Source organism: Pseudomonas sp. ASL4, from assembly GCF_056680395.1.
The window spans coordinates 5,701,904-5,717,444 of sequence record NZ_CM155280.1 but is presented as its reverse complement, the minus strand read 5'-3'; the positions used below and the strand labels follow the sequence as shown (position 1 = coordinate 5,717,444).

Genomic DNA, 15,541 nt, shown 5'->3' with positions numbered 1-15,541 from the left:
TACGGTTCGTTTTGGTGGCTGATGGGGCGGTTTCTATTCACGCTTCATGAGCGTGATCCAGTGCGTTTTTCACGCTTGCCGGACTTGTGTCCAAACAGGGGCTTTTGATCGGTGAGCGCAAGTAGTTCGCTGACCAGTACCTGGGCCTCGGCCCATTTGAAGATCAGGATTCCATCGGGGGCCAGCACGCGGAAGCACTCGGCAAACCCCTTGGCGATATCGTCTCGCCAGTCAGCGGTCAGTACGCCGTACTTGGCCCGCATCCAGCTATCGACGCCTGCACGGGTGAGATGCGGCGGGTCGAAGACGACCAGCTTGAAAGTGCTGTCTTTGAAGGGTAACGAGCGGAAGTCCATGATGACGTTCGGCTCAACCTTCAATACTCGCCCATCACATAGGACGTGTTCCTCATCACGGATGTCGCCGAACAGCGCGCGCTGGTCCTGCTTGTCGAACCACATCATCCGGCTGGCGCTGCAGGGGTCGAGGACTTTCGCGGCAGCGCTCATCACCGCGGCCCCTTGTAGCAGTACACGCAGGCGAACCAGGCGAGGGCGATCATGGTGTCACCTGCGGACTTTCTTCGGCGACCTTGCACGACCCGCAGCCATCACTGCAGGCGCCGCAAAACTCTTTGCCGGCGGCTACTGCATTGACTTCACGCTGCAAGCTCGGCACATAACGCACCCATACGCAGATTGGGCCGTCGTCAATATCGTGAATCGAGAAGATGAACCAGCCGTCGCCGGCGGGCGGAGTTGGCTCCCAGTCAGTGCAATTTGCGATCCCGCTGGCGAACCAGGCCGCTTGCAGCTCCTCCGGGGCGTCACCCTCGAAATTTCGCTCACGAACCTCCAGGCCCCGCTCGGTGAACCATGCGTAAGGGATCGGTTCGTCATCGGTGGATGGCCAGGCCGGATGTGTCCAAAGCCCGCAATCGTCGCGCTGCACGGGCAATGGTTGAATCAAAAGAGTTTCTTCAGGCATGACTGTTCCTTTGCCGCTATAGCGGCTGACTTGTTGTTGGGATAGGCTGCGGTATGCAGAATTTTTTAAACGGGAGGGGTATGGAGTACCAGAATCGACTTACTTGCTTTATCGATCTTTTAGGATTCAAAAGCGCAATCGATCAGTCTCTGAATGATCCGCTGATTGCCAAGTCATTATTTGATCTGTTTGAGCAATTCAGAGGCGCAGAACTAGAGAAAGTTGTTTATGGTACGGTGCCATACCTCACTGAGAATGGCATGATCAGCGCTGCTGAACATCACGGCGATAGAATTGTCGACGTAATGGATAGGCATTTCGATCTAGTTGTTACTCAGTTCTCCGATTCTTTCGTAATTTCAGCGCCAGCCGATAATCCTGCATCATGTAATCTATTACTTCGTGCTCTTAGGCTGATAAATGTACAGTTCTTCTTTGATCTGGGAATGCTGATGCGAGGCGGTATTTCTGTAGGTAAGTTGGTCCATAAACGGGGCGGTGCGCTATTCGGGCCAGCTATGAACGAGGCTTATGCTATTGAAAGCAAGGCTGCTGTTTATCCTCGCGTTGTTGTTTCTGATCAAGTTGCTGACTTCTACAATAAAACTCTAGTTCTAGCAACACCGGCTTCCGATGAGCCATTCATAAAGCGAGGCTTTGATGGGGTTGCTTATTTTGATCTCGTTTCATGTTTAGTAGATATGCGCGGCTTTAGGCGGGAGCGCTCTAAGATTAGCGATCAATTAAAAAAGGTCGAGGAGGATATTCTTAAAACGTCCAAAGCGTCTCATCCAAAGATTGCATATCTACTTCATCAGTGGTCACTACATGAACATAAGTTTACTGACGAGGAAGAGTCAGCTTAATGAGTTAAGCGGCAGCCGCCTGAATTTTTCGCACTAGCCAAGGATCATTGGCTAGTGCCAGAGCAGCCATCGGCGGCGGACTGACGCTGTTGCCGCACAAGTGAACCTGCTGGAGCCTTGGTGATGGGCTTGCTGATGAAGTCGGTCCGATAACCTATCGCGAGCCAGTGTTAAGATTCAAAAAATTATCGTCGAGAGTTGTTCATGGAAGAGTCGGGTGCGGTTCTGGTAGGACGATCACGAATGGTTTCAGAGAACGTTTATTTCATGAATGAGAGCGGAGACAGAGTCCATCCCATCTTTCAGGCCGATGACTCCACCGGCCAGCGCTCCTATAGGGTTTACATCGATGGAGGGAATGAGAAAACCAAAGATATCGACGTGACCTCCGAGCAGGAGTTGATAAAGCATGCTCAGCTAGGTCATTCCATTCGATGTCTTCTTCCTAGCGGCCAGGCCAGCAATCGTTCGCTGTACTCATCAGACATTATTGATTTGATCGTGTCGACGAAGGTCCTAACGAAGAAATTTTGGTGGGTAAATCACAAGCAAACGTACCGATCTGAGATCGAGGGTGGTTATGTCTGGTCACCTAAAGCAAATAGCAATGGCGCTCGGAATCAGACCTATCTGAACCTCACCTTAGTGCACTCAGGTGACATTGTGTTTTCTTACGCGGGTGCCGAGATTCGGGCAATCGGTGTGGTAACTGCTCAATACCTGGAGCAGCCAAAGCCTGAGGAGTTTGGTTCGGCAGGCGGTAACTGGTCTACCGACGGCTGGTTAGTCCCAGTTGAGTGGGTCGTGCTCGATCTGCCAATTGCACCGAAAACCCACTTGGACGCTATTGCTCCGTTACTCCCCCCAAAGAACTCACCCCTGCAGAGCAACGGAAATGGTAATCAAAGCTGTTATTTGGCAAGTGTTTCTGCCGATCTGGGGGAGCTCGTATTAGAGCTAGCGCGTCAGGATAGCCCTGTTTCTGTCGATCACTTACTAGAGCTAGAGGACCATTCTCTGGAGGACGCGCAGCAAAAAGCTATTGACCTGGACCAGAGCATACCTCCGACGGAGCGTGAGCAGCTAACAAGGGCTCGAGTTGGGCAAGGCCTATTTCGCCAGCGTGTGCAGTCGGTTGAGAAGCGGTGCAGGCTCACTGGCATTACCGATACTCGATTCCTGGTGGCCAGTCATATCAAGCCCTGGAAGAGTGGCGATAATAGCGAGCGCCTTGATGGTCATAACGGCCTATTGTTGGCACCTCACGTAGATAAACTGTTCGATCGTGGCTGGATGTCCTTTGAGGACAACGGAGACGTATTGGTTGAACAGAGCGCTAGGGTCGTCATTTCTTCGTGGGGCCTGAGCGGTGTGACCAATGTCGGGACATTCACCCAAGAGCAGCAGGTCTTTCTTCGTTACCACAGGGCCCAAGTTTTCAAAGGCTAGTCAATGTGTGTAAAGCCATGGTTGCGGCCTCGATGCCCGACGGGGCCGAGCCGTAAGTGATTTCCATGCGGGATCCTCAGCCACCACAGAAGCAGGCAATGGCCTCATCGTGGTCGGCGAACATGTCGAATTGGGTGTCGGAGTAGTCGAGCATTTGCTGATAGCTGGGTCGGTCACTGCGGAATCGCGCGCCGTTACCGGTGAACTTACCCCCGGATACCACTGAGCTTTCCATGCGAGCCCACCACTCAGCCTTGGGACGGTCGTTGGCTATGATCGAATAGACCTGCTTGGCGCCCTTCAGGAAACAGAGGTCGCAGTTGCCTTCTAGGGGCCGGCCGTTGATCGTTGGCAGCATCAGGTCGAATGGTTGGCCGGCCCAGAAGTCCGTCACGTCCTGCACACCGACACCAGCATCAGCCAGCGGCATAACCATCGTGGCCCACTTGCTCTCGCTGGTGCTCTTCCGGTGGCGGATCTTCACGACCCGGCGCGGCTCGTCGGCACGAATCCTGGTCATCATGTCCACCGGGTTGTCTTCGGTCGACAGACCTCGACTACGCAGATATTTGTGGATGATCCGGATCTTCAGGTCAATGCTGCAGAACCTGGTCACCGGGTTGGGCAAGTACTTCCGTTTGCAGATCAGCGCTTCGAACGGCTCGCCCTGGTGGCTGGCGCTGGCGAAATCGACCACCTCAAACCCGGCCTCGTTGTCCCGGAATTCAAGCCAAACAATCGGCACTGCCCAGCGCTCTGCGCATTCCCTGACAAACTCCAGGGTGGCCGGGTGTTCCTTCCCGGTGTTGGCAAAGGTGACGACCAGATCGCTGACGTCATCGTTGTTGTCCAGCACCTGGCGCAGCATGTAGGCGCTGGTCCGCCCGCCGGAGAAGCTCACGACGGTGGTCCCTGATATTTCATATGGTGACATGGGATCCTCGCCTGCTGGCATGAAGTGTGTTTGTGGGCTATTGCTTGATGACTAGGCATGCCGCCGGAAGGAGCAGATAGATTTGGGTTGGATAGAGAGTCACTCAGGACTAGCGTCATGGGCTCAAGCGATTGGATCGCTCGTTGCTTTGGTTGTTGCTATAGGCGTTGCATGGTGGCAAGGACGCCAGTCGCGAAAGTTGTTTCGAGACCAGATTAACCACGTGGCGGAAGAAGCCAGGCTTCAACGTATTGCGTCGCTGAGAGCTACAGTTGAGGTTGCTGAAATTGTCGCTAGGCGTGTGATGGATGCAGCCAGGAAGATGCCCGATATCCTCTTGGAAGGGAGTGCACCACGTCATTCGGACGCTCTGGAGGCGGCGGTGCTGTGGATTGCAAAGTTACCTATTTATGAACTCCCTGGAGCCTTGGTCGCCAGGGAAGTGCAGAACATAGCCCTGTCCGCAAATCGAATGCTCAAAGTTCTAGAGAAAATTTCCATTGATGGGCATCTTTCAGATGAAAACTACAAATCTTTGTGCGGGCTTAGCGATGCCGCCGAAAGAGCTTTGGAGGGAATATCTTCATTTGCGGATGAATATAGTGGTGAAACCGACGTGATTAGGGCTGCTGATCTTTGAGGTTTGCTCCGCTTCAAATAAATGTCGGTCACAAGCTTGATCAGCGAGCTCGGCAGCACATGGTTATTCGGTGTCATCCGTCCGTGCGGCTTCCTGCCTCGCCGGCTGGCGTGATTCGTAAAGGTGCGGTATTTGTGTTCAGCCCGGCATTGAGTCAGATCAAGGAGGCATGGTGGAAGTAGAAGTGCTAAAAAGTTTAAATGACGACATGATTTTGTGGAGATACATGTCGCTAGATAAATTTGTAAACTTACTGGATGATGGTGGGCTTTATTTTGCACCTCTTGACTCCTATATGGCCTCCGATCCGTATGAAGGTTTTCCTCCGGCTGTGGCCATCAAAGCAATGTATTCGGCCAGTGATCCTGTTTATGAAGATGTAATCAATTTTGTGTCTTCCTTGGAAAATTCAGTCCATGAAAAAACACCAGAGTTTTTAGGTGCAATCCGAAAGGCTAAAGATCAGTTGGCAACACGTTCAGCGGTGTTTCGTAAGTTGTTAAACTCGGTGTCAAAGGGGACGCTAGTAAGTTGCTGGTACTATTCTGAGTATCAATCAGAGGCTATGTGGAAACTTTACAGTGATCAAGGGAAAGGAGTTGCGGTAAAAACTACTGTTGGCAAACTGAAGCAAGCTTTGGGGTCTGCAGTTGCCACGGAAAGACAAACAAAAATATTTCTTGGAAAAGTAAAGTATTTAGATTATTTCGATCCCTCCATCGTACCAACCGATTGCGTTGTTGATGGTCATATAATGCCGTTGCTGAAAAGAGTGTCTTATTCGCACGAGAACGAAGTGCGCGCTTTTTTGTGTCCTGATCTAGATATAAATAATTTGGATGATTTTGTTATTAAGCCATATATGGCGCACTGCGATGTTTTCAGTCTTATTGATGGGGTTTATGTATCCCCATTTGTAAGAAGTCCGTATGTTAAGGCAGTTTGCGCAATTGCAAAATCCTTCGGTCTTCCTTGTTCTGTTGAACAGTCAAGTCTTTTAGACGGGGCTGACGATTTATTTCATTGGTTAGGTAGAGGGGAGTAGTTGTGGGGCACCGGACATCAGTAGATCAGGCCGGTTGCCCGGCCTGTTGCGCTTACTTCGGATCGAACGTGCCCAGCGACAACGCGGCAGCATCACCGATCTTGTCCTGAAGTACCGACTTGAACTCCTGCGCGATGTCCTCACGCAACTCTTCACGCTCGGCGCTTGGGTCGATGCTCTGCGAGATTAGGCGTCGGGTGAGTTCGGCGGCGGCCGCCGGATCAAGCGCTGCGTAGTGCAGGCACTCTTCGTCGCTCAAAGCATTTGCGGGAATGCTCATGGGTTATCTCCAGGCAGACGCCTGCCTCGTCGGCTGGCGTGATTCGTAAATTGGGACGATGATTTGCACTCAGCAAAAACCTGACGGTGACTGCGATGAGCACGAAAACCGATGTGGAAGCGATATGCCTGATCGGTGATGAGGTTGTGCGGCTGCTCAGCCTTCCTGATGAAAGGCTTGAGGCCGAGGTTCGCCACGGGCTTAAGCTGATCGCTGACCTGGCGCAGTGGCGTGAGCTGGCATACGGCACCGAACCGGAGAAGAAGATCAGGCGCGCCGGACTTTGAAGTGGAGCATTGCCTTTATGCTGTGGCAGTAGTCCTGAAGTCGCTCATAGGCCTTGTACTTGGCCTGCCCTCGGGTGGCGGCCCAAACCCGGACCAGGTCTTCTCTGGCCTCACGACTCCAGTTGAGATCATCCCAGTCATGCTTGAACGGCAGAACCAGCCACTCCTTCAGAGGTAGCGTTTTGGCCATCTCGCCATACTGCATTTCGTGGGTAGGGTGGTAGTTGCTGATCCTCTTCTTCGGATCTTCGTCCAGCACTACCCCGATGTAGTGGCCGCGATCCGCCAGGATGACGCCGGGCTTACCGTAGGCGATTACGCGGCGGCCGACTTCGGCAGGCACCTGATAGTGCTGCCGGACGTATGCGCAGTTGTGGCTCATGGATATCTCCAGTCAGGCGCCGCCCTCCGATATCTCGGTGAGCGGCACTGTTTGAAATTTTGGGTGATCAGCGTGTAATATCCCGGCCATTGCAGAGCTCGCCATAGTGCGACCTCTAACGAGCACGGAGTGAAGGCTGGCGTAAAAGAGAAGTTTTTCAGCGGTTTGGCTATTGCATCGGACCTAATCACAGTAGGCGGGTGGGCGCTTCCATTGGCACTCCCATTTTTTACCGACATTGATCTAGGAGCATTACTGATGAGCACAACAGCAGCATTTGAATTAGGTGGGGCGGTTCTGGGAACGTTCGATTTTCAAATTGCGAAGAACTCGACGAGTAACGCTGGTTTCCGGACAGCACCGCAGGGGGTTCAACTCCCCCCGTTCCCACCAATTCTTATCCGGGCGATATGATTTCATCGCCTGGGTCGGCCGCTAGTTCGGCCATGCTTTTCTCATAGAATGCTTGCGACACCTTTTCTGGAATCTCATAAGGTGTCGTGACATTCTGCAGCATCCATTCCTGCGTTTCGAAGTCTGCGTCGATCAGGTTCTTCAGCAATCGCTGGTGAACGTCCTGCTGGTTGTTGATGCCGTGGGCCTTCATGACCGCCTTCAGGTCAGGCTTGAACACACCGGCCACTTCAACCGTAAACTTCTCGACGCCCAATGCAGCGTCCTTTGCTGCCGACTTCTCGCGCTTTTTCTTCTGCTTGATCGCTTCCTTCGTTGGCTCTTGTACCTCGGCCATGGCCTACCTCTTCAATTCCGCTGGCCGGCAAGTCCAGCTAGGTCTGTCGTTTGCGTTGTTGGGTGCGGAAGCATTTCAAGCTGCAACCTACTGTTGATTCCAGGCGCCGACCGCTTCAAATATCCGCGCTGCGTGAGCCTCATCGAGCGATATCGATTCCGGAATAGCGATCCAGCCAGAAGCCACCACCTGGCTTTGATTGGCCGAGTCGCGCAGTTGTTTGTAGCAATGCTCGATCACTTCTTCCAGATGGTCGGAGAGATACACTCCGTCCGGCGCCACCTCTATCGACTTGTTGTAGCGGTCGCCGCGGGCATCAATACAAAGAGCGCTGAGGTAGATCGTCCAGCGGTGGGGGATGCCACACACGGCCTGGCCAATCTTCCCGGGAGCGATGTTCTTCAGCGACTTGTGGTTGATCATGCCCTGGTGACCGCTGGGGTCGATGTTCACCACTGCGACGTGGTTGGTTGCCAGCAGCGAGCGGCACGATCGGTCTACGCGGGCCTTGAGGTTGTGGGGCTTGCGCTTGCTCATAGCGACTCCGCCATTTTGCGTAGGGCCTTGCGGTCGGCGGCCGATATCGGCTTTGGACGCCGCTTGAGTACCGTTTCAGGGTCTACCCACTCCCGTCGCGCTGGCTTGGGCTCCATTCGAACCGGCGGCAACTCTCTGAAGGTACCGCCGGGGCGCGTCCAGAAATCAGCCATCGCGGCAGCGATTCGATCAGAGTCGGTTTGTTTCACTCGAACTGCATTGAGGTTGAGGCTGATCATGCTCAGGCTCCTAAACGATGGGCTTGCGCCCTGGCTTTGTCCGCGACTTCATCAACCATGCGATTCAGTTCCAGGTTGAACTGGACCAGCTCTTTGTGAAGGTTGGCGATGTACTCTTCGTCGCGGTGAATCGTCTCGATGTAGAGCTGACACTCTTCATCTTGGCGAGAATCGAACGACAGAAAGTCCCACCACTTCCGGCCCGTAACGAACATGCAGCCCTGGACCTGCGGCATGTGTTCCTCAGGCATGCCTTCGAGCCAGGTCCTGACATGTATCGCCTCGTTGAAAGGGCACTTCGACTCAGTGCCCCCGTCATCGTTGACCAGACCGTCTGGCGAGCAGCCGAGCCAGTCGTACTTCGGGTGGACGATGAATGCGGACGGTACGACGATGTTGCCGGTCAACATCTCGTATGCGTCTTGCGCCTTCTGCTCTTCGGTGTGGCCCCACTTCATGGAAGCACTGCTGACGTTGTGTTTCGACTTCTTTGCCAGTCGCTCGAAGCACAGTTCGCGCATGTAGGAGGTACGCGCTTGCATCGGCTCGCGCTTGCCATTTTTGTCGGGCTTACCCCAGGCCAACACGTCTTTAAATCGGCTGGCGGTTACTCGCCCAGATCGGTCTGCATTCCACTTTTCAGTGCCCTGAAGTTCCGTTCTCACTACGCCGCTTCCTCGGCCTGAGTCAGGTCGTCGTTATTGTCGGTCATTTCGGTAAAGTCGCCATCAACGGTTGCCGCCATACTCTTGAGCGCTTCGTGGCATTCAAGGCCGATTGCTGCGCGCTGCTTCGGCTTGAGAGCTGCCCAAGCTGCCGCATAGGCGTCGATGTCCTGCTGTTTCGCGACGGCCAAAAGGTCGGCGAATACTCCGTCGATTTCCGGTGAGGGGGATTTCGGGCCGAACGACACGCCAGCAGTGGCCGTGGTGTTTGAAGCCTGCTTGGCAGGCGTGATATCGATTTCGCCGCCGTACGAGTCTTCGAATTCGTCGGGGGTATAGACGCCGAGAATGACGTCAGGGCAGAAGAGTCGCGCCCATTTTTTTGTCACCGGGTAGGCGATCTGTTGCTTGGGATCTTCCGCCCAAAGCGTAGAGTTCCGTGTGCGGACTTGGGTAAGCAGAAGCTCCAGAATGCGCGGCTCGTCTTCGCCTTTGAAGGTTGCCCAAACTTTGATGCCTAGGCCCTTCTCATCGTCAAAGCTCCATCCGGGGACGCGATACTTCTTGAACTCGCCAGTGTCCTCGTCCTGCTTGGTCCGGCTGGTGACTTCGCGCATCTTCCCGATGACGTTTTCCCAGGCGCCGAACCATTCGAAGTTCAAGCGACCCTTGACGGGGGCCTTCGCGATGATCACCGCGTTGACGAGCTGCGCTTCATAGCTCAATGCGCCGCCGTTGACGATGAATGTCTTCTGCGCAACAGCGAATGGGTTCATCTGCCACTGCATCGCCTGTAACACCACCGCCATGCAGTCAGCTTGATTGCCCCTCAGATGCTTGGGGACCGCTGTCACGCCTTTCGACATCATCAGCGCGAGGTCGCTCATCGACTTCATGGTGCCAGGGTCGAGAATGAGCGCTGCCGCGTTGTGCGATGGATCGTGGTACGTGGCGAGGCCGGTTTGTGCTTGGGTGTCTGAATCGGTCATTGCGCTCTCCGTGGCCGGCCAGGAGTTGGTCGGCCTTTAGATGGAAAGAGGGGAGTTAGAAGCGGATGGCGCGAAGCCAGGCGCGAGCGGTATCGATACTCACATCGAAGCCCAGAGCGACAATCTCGACGATGTCGTCAACCGATGGGGCGGCTGTAGTAACGTCGTCGGTTTCAGCAGCTGCTGCATGCGTTGTGATCGGCGTGACTTCGGCCTTCTCTTCGACTATTGGAGCAGCCACTGGAGTGACCGTGGCCGGCGCGGCAGCCTGGGCGCGCAGGCGAATAAGCTCGTCCTGGTCACGTTGATACTGGGCGTCGCGTTCGCGCTGCTGGCGTTGCTGCGCTTCCATGTCGCGGCGCTGCTGGTCCAGATCGTCCTGCTGCTTCTTCAAACGCAGGCGGTCTTCTTCGGCACGCTGCTTGCGCAGATCCTCGGCTTCGGCGTCGGCAATGCGTTGCTTCTCGCGCAGTTCGTCGAGTTCTTTCTGCTGGGCCAGCAACTTGGCGGCCGCTTCTTCTCGCTCAACGGCAGACTTGTGCAGTGTTTCCAACTGCTCAATGGCGTTGTCGCGAGCGATGGTGCCTTCAGCTTCGAACTCGGCATATTCCTCGGGGAGGATCACCGATAGCTTCACGCCTTGCAGGATGTCGGCGATATCGGCAGCGCTTCGGCTCGCATAGGCAGCGGCGACAGAGCTGAAGCGGGTGATCTTTGCCCGGATGGTTTCGACACGTTCAGCCTCGACACGCTCGCGCTCGGCCTTGGCGTCAGCTACGCGCTTCTCTTCGGCCTTAATTGCTTCGTCGACCGGCGCTTCAATCGCCAACACGCGATCCTTTAACGCCTCGCCGAACTCCTTAACCTGGTTGACGCGAGCCTGGGCATCCTTGACCTTCTGCTGATACGGAACAAGCGCGGTCTTGGTGGTGTTTGCCAGGGCGTAGCGCACGTCGCGGATATCGACGCGAACTTCCTTCGCATTCGCCAAGCCTTCGCTGGTCGAGCAGTCAACGACCAGCTTCGCGTAAGTAGTTTCCAGGCGAACGATCTGCTCCTCGTGCGGCCGGTATTCCGCGATATCGGTGACGGCAACCGAAGGGACAACGGAGTTTTGTGCGGCTTCAGCTTCGCCCATTTCGAGCGAGTCTTGCGCGAGTGCTTGTTTTGCGGACATGACAGTTCCTTGCCGCGCGGTGCGCAGCCTTGAAAGGTGTGAGGGTTATTGAGTGATCTGGCCGGAATAGGCGCTTGCCAGCATCCAGGCAGTGAAGAAGAGCAGGGCGATGGCTGAGCCGCGCCAGAACCAAAAGCGCTTGGCGCGCTGGTAGGAGGTCATGACCACGGCCTCAATTGCCGCAGCACCAGCTCATGAAGCGCCTTGCCGTCACGACTAATACGCTGACCTCGAAGCAGCCACTTTTTCGTGCTTGGCCAGCAGTCGATCATTCGACCATCAGGAAGCTTCAGTACAACGTGGAAGCCGTTGTTGTGTTTCTTGTAGGCAAGCCCGGTCTTGGTCAGCCAGGTATCGAAGCGGGCCATTGCTTCGGCTTTCATGCGTTTTTTGTGTCCCTCGGGGTTTGGCTCGCTTCCTTCGCCGCCACAATTCCGACAGCAACGCGGGTAGCCAATATCTTCGCCGATGAAGCCGCAACAGCTCATACAGTGGCTTCCGTCAGCCACGCTGTCTTCGAAAAAGCTCACGGCCGAACCCTCACCGCGATCCGGCCGCCCTTCATGGTCGCCGCAAGACGACGCGGCAGGTTGGCGACCAGGGCTTCGCGGGACTTGCCGATCACCTCATTGAAGGGAAGACCGAAACCCAGCAGAACCAGCTTTGATTCGATCTCATCGAGCTGCTCGTCGATCAGTGATTTAACCGGTGCCGTACTCATGCCGTCTCCTTGCGCCGCAGACAGATGTCGCGCAGTCGCCTGCAGTAGTGGTTGAACTCGTCGGTGGTGATCGCGCCATCGGTGAAGAGGCGGGTGATCAGCGCCTGGACCAGCAGGCTGATGTCTTCAGCGCCGAATGGCGTGGCCACTCCCTCAAGGGCTTGGTCGATCAGGATGTGCGGGCTCACAAATCACCATCCACGTCGTCCTCGGCTGCTTCCTGCTCGGCAGCCACCGCATCGGCGGCGTGCGAGCGAAGAAAGGTGGCGGCGATTGCTTCGAGCTGCGTGACCGGGCTGTTACTGCCCAGCAAGTGCTTGGCGTGGGTCAGCGCCTCGGCCGGGCTACCTACGACCACCGCCAGCACCAGGTTAGCGAACGAGTCACGATCATCTAGTCCGTCGATCTGCCGCTGGGTCAGATGCAGCTGCAGGTGTTCGGCGTACTCCGCCTTGGTCACCTTCCGCTCCGGGCTAGATCGGCGCTTCCACGTTACGTCCGAGCCGCATACCAACTGTTCAGCGGAGTGCTCAAACCACTCTGTTTCCGCCTGGTCACGCTCGCTGACTGGCGGCGGCAGAAGTTCGTCGTACTCAAACTGAGCTTTGCGTAGTGCTGACATGGTCGGCTCCAAAGTGGCGGGTGTTTATCCAACAAAACTCGGCTGCACTCATCCGTTCCGCTGGTTGCCGTTGGGCGCGGAGGGGAGTGCATGCGGGTTTGGTCGGGGGAGGGTCGGCAGCGTGTAGCGGTGCGATGTCGCTGCTAGTGCAATCAAAAGACTTACTTGAAACGGTGATGAGTTAGCGTTTCGTGGCACTACCTCTTATGATCTTCAGCGCTGTGAGCATGGACGAAAATCACTAACCCGCTGGGGGCTGCTTAAATGGAAAGAAGCTACTTTTTGACGACTCTTTTGCTGGTTCTACATCAGATAGATGCGGCCTTTTGGCGCGAATGGGAGATGCTTTATGTGCCCGGCGGAATACAGGGCTTTCTCCTTTTCAATGCCGTGGCCGTTCCCTTTTTGTTGATTGGTTATCGGCATGTTTTGCTTGGTACGAGCAGTGCTTTTTTGTACGCCAAAATTTGTGCTGGTCTAGGAGTGCTGACGTTCGTCATTCACACCGGCTTCGCTGTTGCCGGCTCCCACCTGTTTCACTTGCCACTGTCGATTGCTGTCATCGTTCTTTGCCTGATCAGCTCCATATGGTTGCTGGTCAAGACCCGAAATATTGAATCGCGGGTTAACGTGCCTGCGATTTGATGCAGGTGGGCGGTTATAGGCCGCAGTTTCGTCCGCATCGGGGTGTGATCTAACCGCCGCTGTGAAGCGATGCTCCGACAACTGCCGGGCAAAAGGGGTCTAGGTTAGATCACACTCCGATGCGGCCTGGCGCTGGGGAGTACCAGGTGCTCGGGCAGTTATCGTCAGGCTGACGTGGCGCTGGTTGGCCTATGCAGCGATCTTTGTGAAGGTGCGAGCCGTCACCACCTTCTCTTCCTCGACACAGGAGAGGTCGTAGGCGTCGCTCATCCACTCGATGGCGTCTGGCTCTGCGTGTTTGCCGCCGCCGTAGTAGTGCGTCCAACCGACCCATGTGCCGTCTGGTAGCTGGGCAGCGACCGACTTGGCTTCGTAATGGCGGCCACCGTCGCACGGGACATCCGTCTCAACGTCGCCGCAGCGAGTTTCGTTTCGGCTATCCCAGTGCTCCCCGGCATCCACCAAAGAGGCATAACCAGCATCCACGTCGGCTCCGGTCATCGCGGCGTAATCCGGCGCTTCCTTTTGCCGCCAGCGCGCATCGAGCGCCAGGATCAGGAATTTCACTTTCTGTTCGGGTGTCATCGATCATTCCTCGGTTGTCATCCCAGAACGCCCTGTCGCCAAGGCGCTCCAGTGATGCTTTCCGCCGTAACCCGCTTCTGGCGTCGATCACTGGCCTATCTCAAATTGTTCTTCCAGCCACGGGCCTTTCGGCTTGTTCTCCCGCTGGATAACTGTTCTTGGCGTTTTACGCTGCACGCCCGGGTCAGTTGCCAACCCTCTGAACCGTTGAGGCCGGTTCATCGCTGCCTTTGAATCTGGGCCGGTGGTGATCCGGCAAGGTGAAGCGGTGGATCTGAAGAGCGGCGCGGCTTTCGCTGCTGGGCCGGTGTTGCTTGATGGCTTGAACATAATTTAGCTCTAAGCTAAATATGGCGTCAATAGCTTTTTGCTAAAAAATTTAGCATGTGCATATCCTCGTTTAGCTCTTTGTTGTCATGGAAGCAAGGGATGCGGAATTTCAGGCACAAAAAAGCCCGCGCTTGGCGGGCTTCGAACTGTCTTTTGGCTCGGTCGGTAAAGGCGGTCAGTGCATGATCTCGTCTGAAGTGAGCAGCTCTGTAATTGCCCTGTCCATTACCTCCGCGTTGAATCTCAGGTCGCCGACCCGAACCCTCAGCTTCTGCGCCGTTTCTGTCGAACCTTCCTTTTCGAGCCAGGCTGCGATTTCCTCAAAGGCCTCGCCGATCATCATTTGATTCAATTGAAGGCTGGCCAGCATGTCCGGGAATAGTTTTGGGTGGGCCACGATTCACTCCTTCATCAGGGCATTGGGCGCAGACAACAAAAAGCCCGCACTGGGCGGGCTATCTGTCGAAGGGGCGCCGATCCGTCAGCTCGACCAGTGTGCAGCCACGCAATGTGACAGCTCAATAGTGGCGCGACGAAGGGCGGGAATGAAAAAGCCCGGCACTGGGCCGGGCTTCGATCAGTGCATTGTTGTAGGCAAGCCGCGCTTTATTTCTTGGACGATTTCGGCATTAGTTTCGCGATTGCTGACAACCCTAACACCGTGGAACTCGGTCAGTGCCTCAACAACTTCTCCGTAAGCACTCTGCAACTTCGAATTGCCACCTTCGGGTGGCTCTACGATAAACAAAGTGTCCTTTGCCAAGTGGTCGGCTTTGCTAAGTCTTTTGACCCTGGCCACCCAAGCATCGCCATGATCTAGGATCCTAGACGGCTCGCTCTGCCCCAAATAAAGGGGCTTGATTGCCTGAGCTGCATCTCCGTCATCCAATACAACAAAAGGGAAGCGAACTTCGTATTCCTTTGTGCCTAAGCGCTGCTCTTTGTACCGCTGCTTTAAATTCGACATTGCCAGAAGATTTCCAAGCTGTCGCTCAAGAACCCGCTCCTGGTATTCCTTGTTTGCAAAGCTGTGATTGACATAGTGGTCATACAGCTCTTGAACAACCGCAGGAATATTGTCGGTCGCGATAGAGCCAGGCTTGCTGAATCGCATCATGGTTTCGCGGGCGTGAATGAGATGCTTAAAGGTGCTAGCCAGCAGTGAGATTTCGCCACGATGCCCGTAAAAAAACTCGGCAAGCCTCTTAAACTCGTCCTGGACTTCATCGCGAGCTCGGATGTACACCTTATGATCTAAGGTTTTGAAAAATTGAGTCACGCGCTTGCGAGTTGGCTCGATTTTATAATGAAACTCGCCATTGTTCGCCAAGAGCACGACGCCAATGTTCACGAATTCCCCCGTTTCAGGGTACGGGAGAAATCTCAATATCGAATAATTACAAATATGTT

At 55.0% G+C, this 15,541-nt stretch carries 24 protein-coding genes, 1 tRNA gene and 1 pseudogene; 7 read left to right on the top strand and 19 right to left on the bottom strand.

Features of this window, described 5'->3' with window-relative positions:
* Window positions 1–33 precede the first annotated feature (33 nt).
* Window positions 34–509 (bottom strand): annotated as a pseudogene (locus AC1MEW_RS26090) (SAM-dependent methyltransferase).
* Window positions 510–558: 49 nt separating this feature from the next.
* Window positions 559–987, bottom strand: coding sequence for a hypothetical protein (locus AC1MEW_RS26085; protein WP_480424149.1), 429 nt, complete (start codon window positions 985–987; stop codon window positions 559–561).
* Window positions 988–1,067: 80 nt separating this feature from the next.
* On the opposite strand from AC1MEW_RS26085, the gene AC1MEW_RS26080 reads away from it, so the two are divergent.
* Window positions 1,068–1,853 (top strand): nucleotidyl cyclase domain-containing protein, encoded by a 786-nt coding sequence (locus AC1MEW_RS26080; protein ID WP_480424147.1) that lies wholly within the window; start codon window positions 1,068–1,070, stop codon window positions 1,851–1,853.
* Between the two features lie 204 nt (window positions 1,854–2,057).
* A complete protein-coding gene (locus AC1MEW_RS26075; RefSeq protein WP_480424146.1) occupies window positions 2,058–3,302 on the top strand; it encodes an HNH endonuclease in 1,245 nt (414 codons plus the stop codon).
* 76 nt (window positions 3,303–3,378) lie between these two features.
* Here AC1MEW_RS26075 and AC1MEW_RS26070 read toward each other — a convergent pair whose 3' ends face one another.
* Window positions 3,379–4,236, bottom strand: coding sequence for a phosphoadenosine phosphosulfate reductase domain-containing protein (locus AC1MEW_RS26070; protein WP_480424144.1), 858 nt, complete (start codon window positions 4,234–4,236; stop codon window positions 3,379–3,381).
* Window positions 4,237–4,459: 223 nt separating this feature from the next.
* Between AC1MEW_RS26070 and AC1MEW_RS26065 the strand changes: the two genes are divergently transcribed.
* Both AC1MEW_RS26065 and AC1MEW_RS26060 read left to right on the top strand, forming a co-directional pair.
* Complete coding sequence (locus AC1MEW_RS26065) at window positions 4,460–4,876, top strand: hypothetical protein (RefSeq protein WP_480424143.1); 417 nt, start codon at window positions 4,460–4,462, stop codon at window positions 4,874–4,876.
* Window positions 4,877–5,048: 172 nt separating this feature from the next.
* On the top strand, window positions 5,049–5,921 hold the full coding sequence (locus AC1MEW_RS26060; protein WP_480424142.1) for a DUF2971 domain-containing protein: 873 nt from the start codon (window positions 5,049–5,051) through the stop codon (window positions 5,919–5,921).
* Window positions 5,922–5,973: 52 nt separating this feature from the next.
* On the opposite strand, the gene AC1MEW_RS26055 is transcribed toward AC1MEW_RS26060, so the two are convergent.
* Complete coding sequence (locus AC1MEW_RS26055; RefSeq protein WP_480427395.1) at window positions 5,974–6,201, bottom strand: hypothetical protein; 228 nt, start codon at window positions 6,199–6,201, stop codon at window positions 5,974–5,976.
* A gap of 95 nt (window positions 6,202–6,296) precedes the next feature.
* On the opposite strand from AC1MEW_RS26055, the gene AC1MEW_RS26050 reads away from it, so the two are divergent.
* On the top strand, window positions 6,297–6,488 hold the full coding sequence (locus tag AC1MEW_RS26050; protein ID WP_480424141.1) for a hypothetical protein: 192 nt from the start codon (window positions 6,297–6,299) through the stop codon (window positions 6,486–6,488).
* Here AC1MEW_RS26050 and AC1MEW_RS26045 read toward each other — a convergent pair.
* Complete coding sequence (locus AC1MEW_RS26045; protein WP_480424140.1) at window positions 6,469–6,870, bottom strand: hypothetical protein; 402 nt, start codon at window positions 6,868–6,870, stop codon at window positions 6,469–6,471. The two genes, AC1MEW_RS26050 and AC1MEW_RS26045, sit on opposite strands and share 20 nt — an antisense overlap.
* Window positions 6,871–7,169: 299 nt before the next feature.
* On the opposite strand from AC1MEW_RS26045, the gene AC1MEW_RS26040 reads away from it, so the two are divergent.
* Window positions 7,170–7,263: transfer RNA gene (locus AC1MEW_RS26040), tRNA-OTHER, on the top strand.
* Window positions 7,264–7,267: 4 nt separating this feature from the next.
* Here the strand turns inward: AC1MEW_RS26040 and AC1MEW_RS26035 are convergent.
* The 10 genes from AC1MEW_RS26035 to AC1MEW_RS25990 all read right to left on the bottom strand — a co-directional run bounded on the left by AC1MEW_RS26035 (window position 7,268) and on the right by AC1MEW_RS25990 (window position 12,409).
* Entirely contained in the window at window positions 7,268–7,621 is a 354-nt protein-coding gene (locus tag AC1MEW_RS26035) for a hypothetical protein (RefSeq protein WP_480424138.1), read from the bottom strand.
* A gap of 87 nt (window positions 7,622–7,708) precedes the next feature.
* On the bottom strand, window positions 7,709–8,158 hold the full coding sequence (locus AC1MEW_RS26030; protein ID WP_480424137.1) for a hypothetical protein: 450 nt from the start codon (window positions 8,156–8,158) through the stop codon (window positions 7,709–7,711).
* A complete protein-coding gene (locus tag AC1MEW_RS26025; RefSeq protein ID WP_480424136.1) occupies window positions 8,155–8,397 on the bottom strand; it encodes a hypothetical protein in 243 nt (80 codons plus the stop codon). The genes AC1MEW_RS26030 and AC1MEW_RS26025 overlap by 4 nt, the downstream gene beginning before the upstream one ends.
* Before the next feature lie 2 nt (window positions 8,398–8,399).
* Window positions 8,400–9,062 carry a lambda exonuclease family protein gene (locus AC1MEW_RS26020; RefSeq protein WP_480424135.1) on the bottom strand — a complete coding sequence of 221 codons (663 nt, stop codon included), beginning with the start codon at window positions 9,060–9,062 and terminating at the stop codon, window positions 8,400–8,402.
* Window positions 9,062–10,051, bottom strand: a complete 990-nt coding sequence (locus AC1MEW_RS26015) for a RecT family recombinase (RefSeq protein ID WP_480424134.1) — start codon at window positions 10,049–10,051, stop codon at window positions 9,062–9,064. Before AC1MEW_RS26015 ends, AC1MEW_RS26020 begins: the two co-directional genes overlap by 1 nt.
* A 55-nt stretch (window positions 10,052–10,106) precedes the next feature.
* Window positions 10,107–11,228, bottom strand: a complete 1,122-nt coding sequence (locus AC1MEW_RS26010; protein ID WP_480424133.1) for a coiled-coil domain-containing protein — start codon at window positions 11,226–11,228, stop codon at window positions 10,107–10,109.
* Between the two features lie 158 nt (window positions 11,229–11,386).
* On the bottom strand, window positions 11,387–11,758 hold the full coding sequence (locus AC1MEW_RS26005) for a hypothetical protein (protein ID WP_480424131.1): 372 nt from the start codon (window positions 11,756–11,758) through the stop codon (window positions 11,387–11,389).
* Window positions 11,755–11,949 carry a hypothetical protein gene (locus AC1MEW_RS26000; protein ID WP_480424129.1) on the bottom strand — a complete coding sequence of 65 codons (195 nt, stop codon included), beginning with the start codon at window positions 11,947–11,949 and terminating at the stop codon, window positions 11,755–11,757. Before AC1MEW_RS26000 ends, AC1MEW_RS26005 begins: the two co-directional genes overlap by 4 nt.
* Window positions 11,946–12,137, bottom strand: a complete 192-nt coding sequence (locus tag AC1MEW_RS25995; protein WP_480424128.1) for a hypothetical protein — start codon at window positions 12,135–12,137, stop codon at window positions 11,946–11,948. Before AC1MEW_RS25995 ends, AC1MEW_RS26000 begins: the two co-directional genes overlap by 4 nt.
* Window positions 12,134–12,409: a hypothetical protein gene (locus AC1MEW_RS25990; RefSeq protein WP_480423649.1), complete on the bottom strand. Its 276-nt coding sequence runs from the start codon at window positions 12,407–12,409 to the stop codon at window positions 12,134–12,136. Before AC1MEW_RS25990 ends, AC1MEW_RS25995 begins: the two co-directional genes overlap by 4 nt.
* Before the next feature lie 426 nt (window positions 12,410–12,835).
* Between AC1MEW_RS25990 and AC1MEW_RS25985 the strand changes: the two genes are divergently transcribed.
* Window positions 12,836–13,216, top strand: a complete 381-nt coding sequence (locus AC1MEW_RS25985; RefSeq protein WP_480423647.1) for a DUF6713 family protein — start codon at window positions 12,836–12,838, stop codon at window positions 13,214–13,216.
* 189 nt (window positions 13,217–13,405) lie between these two features.
* Here the strand turns inward: AC1MEW_RS25985 and AC1MEW_RS25980 are convergent, their stop codons facing one another.
* The 4 genes from AC1MEW_RS25980 to AC1MEW_RS25965 form a co-directional block, all read right to left on the bottom strand.
* The gene (locus tag AC1MEW_RS25980; RefSeq protein ID WP_480424126.1) at window positions 13,406–13,801 is read right to left on the bottom strand and encodes a hypothetical protein; all 396 of its coding nucleotides are present in this window, start codon (window positions 13,799–13,801) and stop codon (window positions 13,406–13,408) included.
* Between the two features lie 87 nt (window positions 13,802–13,888).
* Window positions 13,889–14,131: a hypothetical protein gene (locus AC1MEW_RS25975; protein WP_480424125.1), complete on the bottom strand. Its 243-nt coding sequence runs from the start codon at window positions 14,129–14,131 to the stop codon at window positions 13,889–13,891.
* Between the two features lie 175 nt (window positions 14,132–14,306).
* On the bottom strand, window positions 14,307–14,528 hold the full coding sequence (locus AC1MEW_RS25970; protein ID WP_480424123.1) for a hypothetical protein: 222 nt from the start codon (window positions 14,526–14,528) through the stop codon (window positions 14,307–14,309).
* 180 nt (window positions 14,529–14,708) lie between these two features.
* Window positions 14,709–15,482, bottom strand: a complete 774-nt coding sequence (locus AC1MEW_RS25965; protein WP_480424121.1) for a DUF3037 domain-containing protein — start codon at window positions 15,480–15,482, stop codon at window positions 14,709–14,711.
* Window positions 15,483–15,541 lie beyond the last annotated feature (59 nt).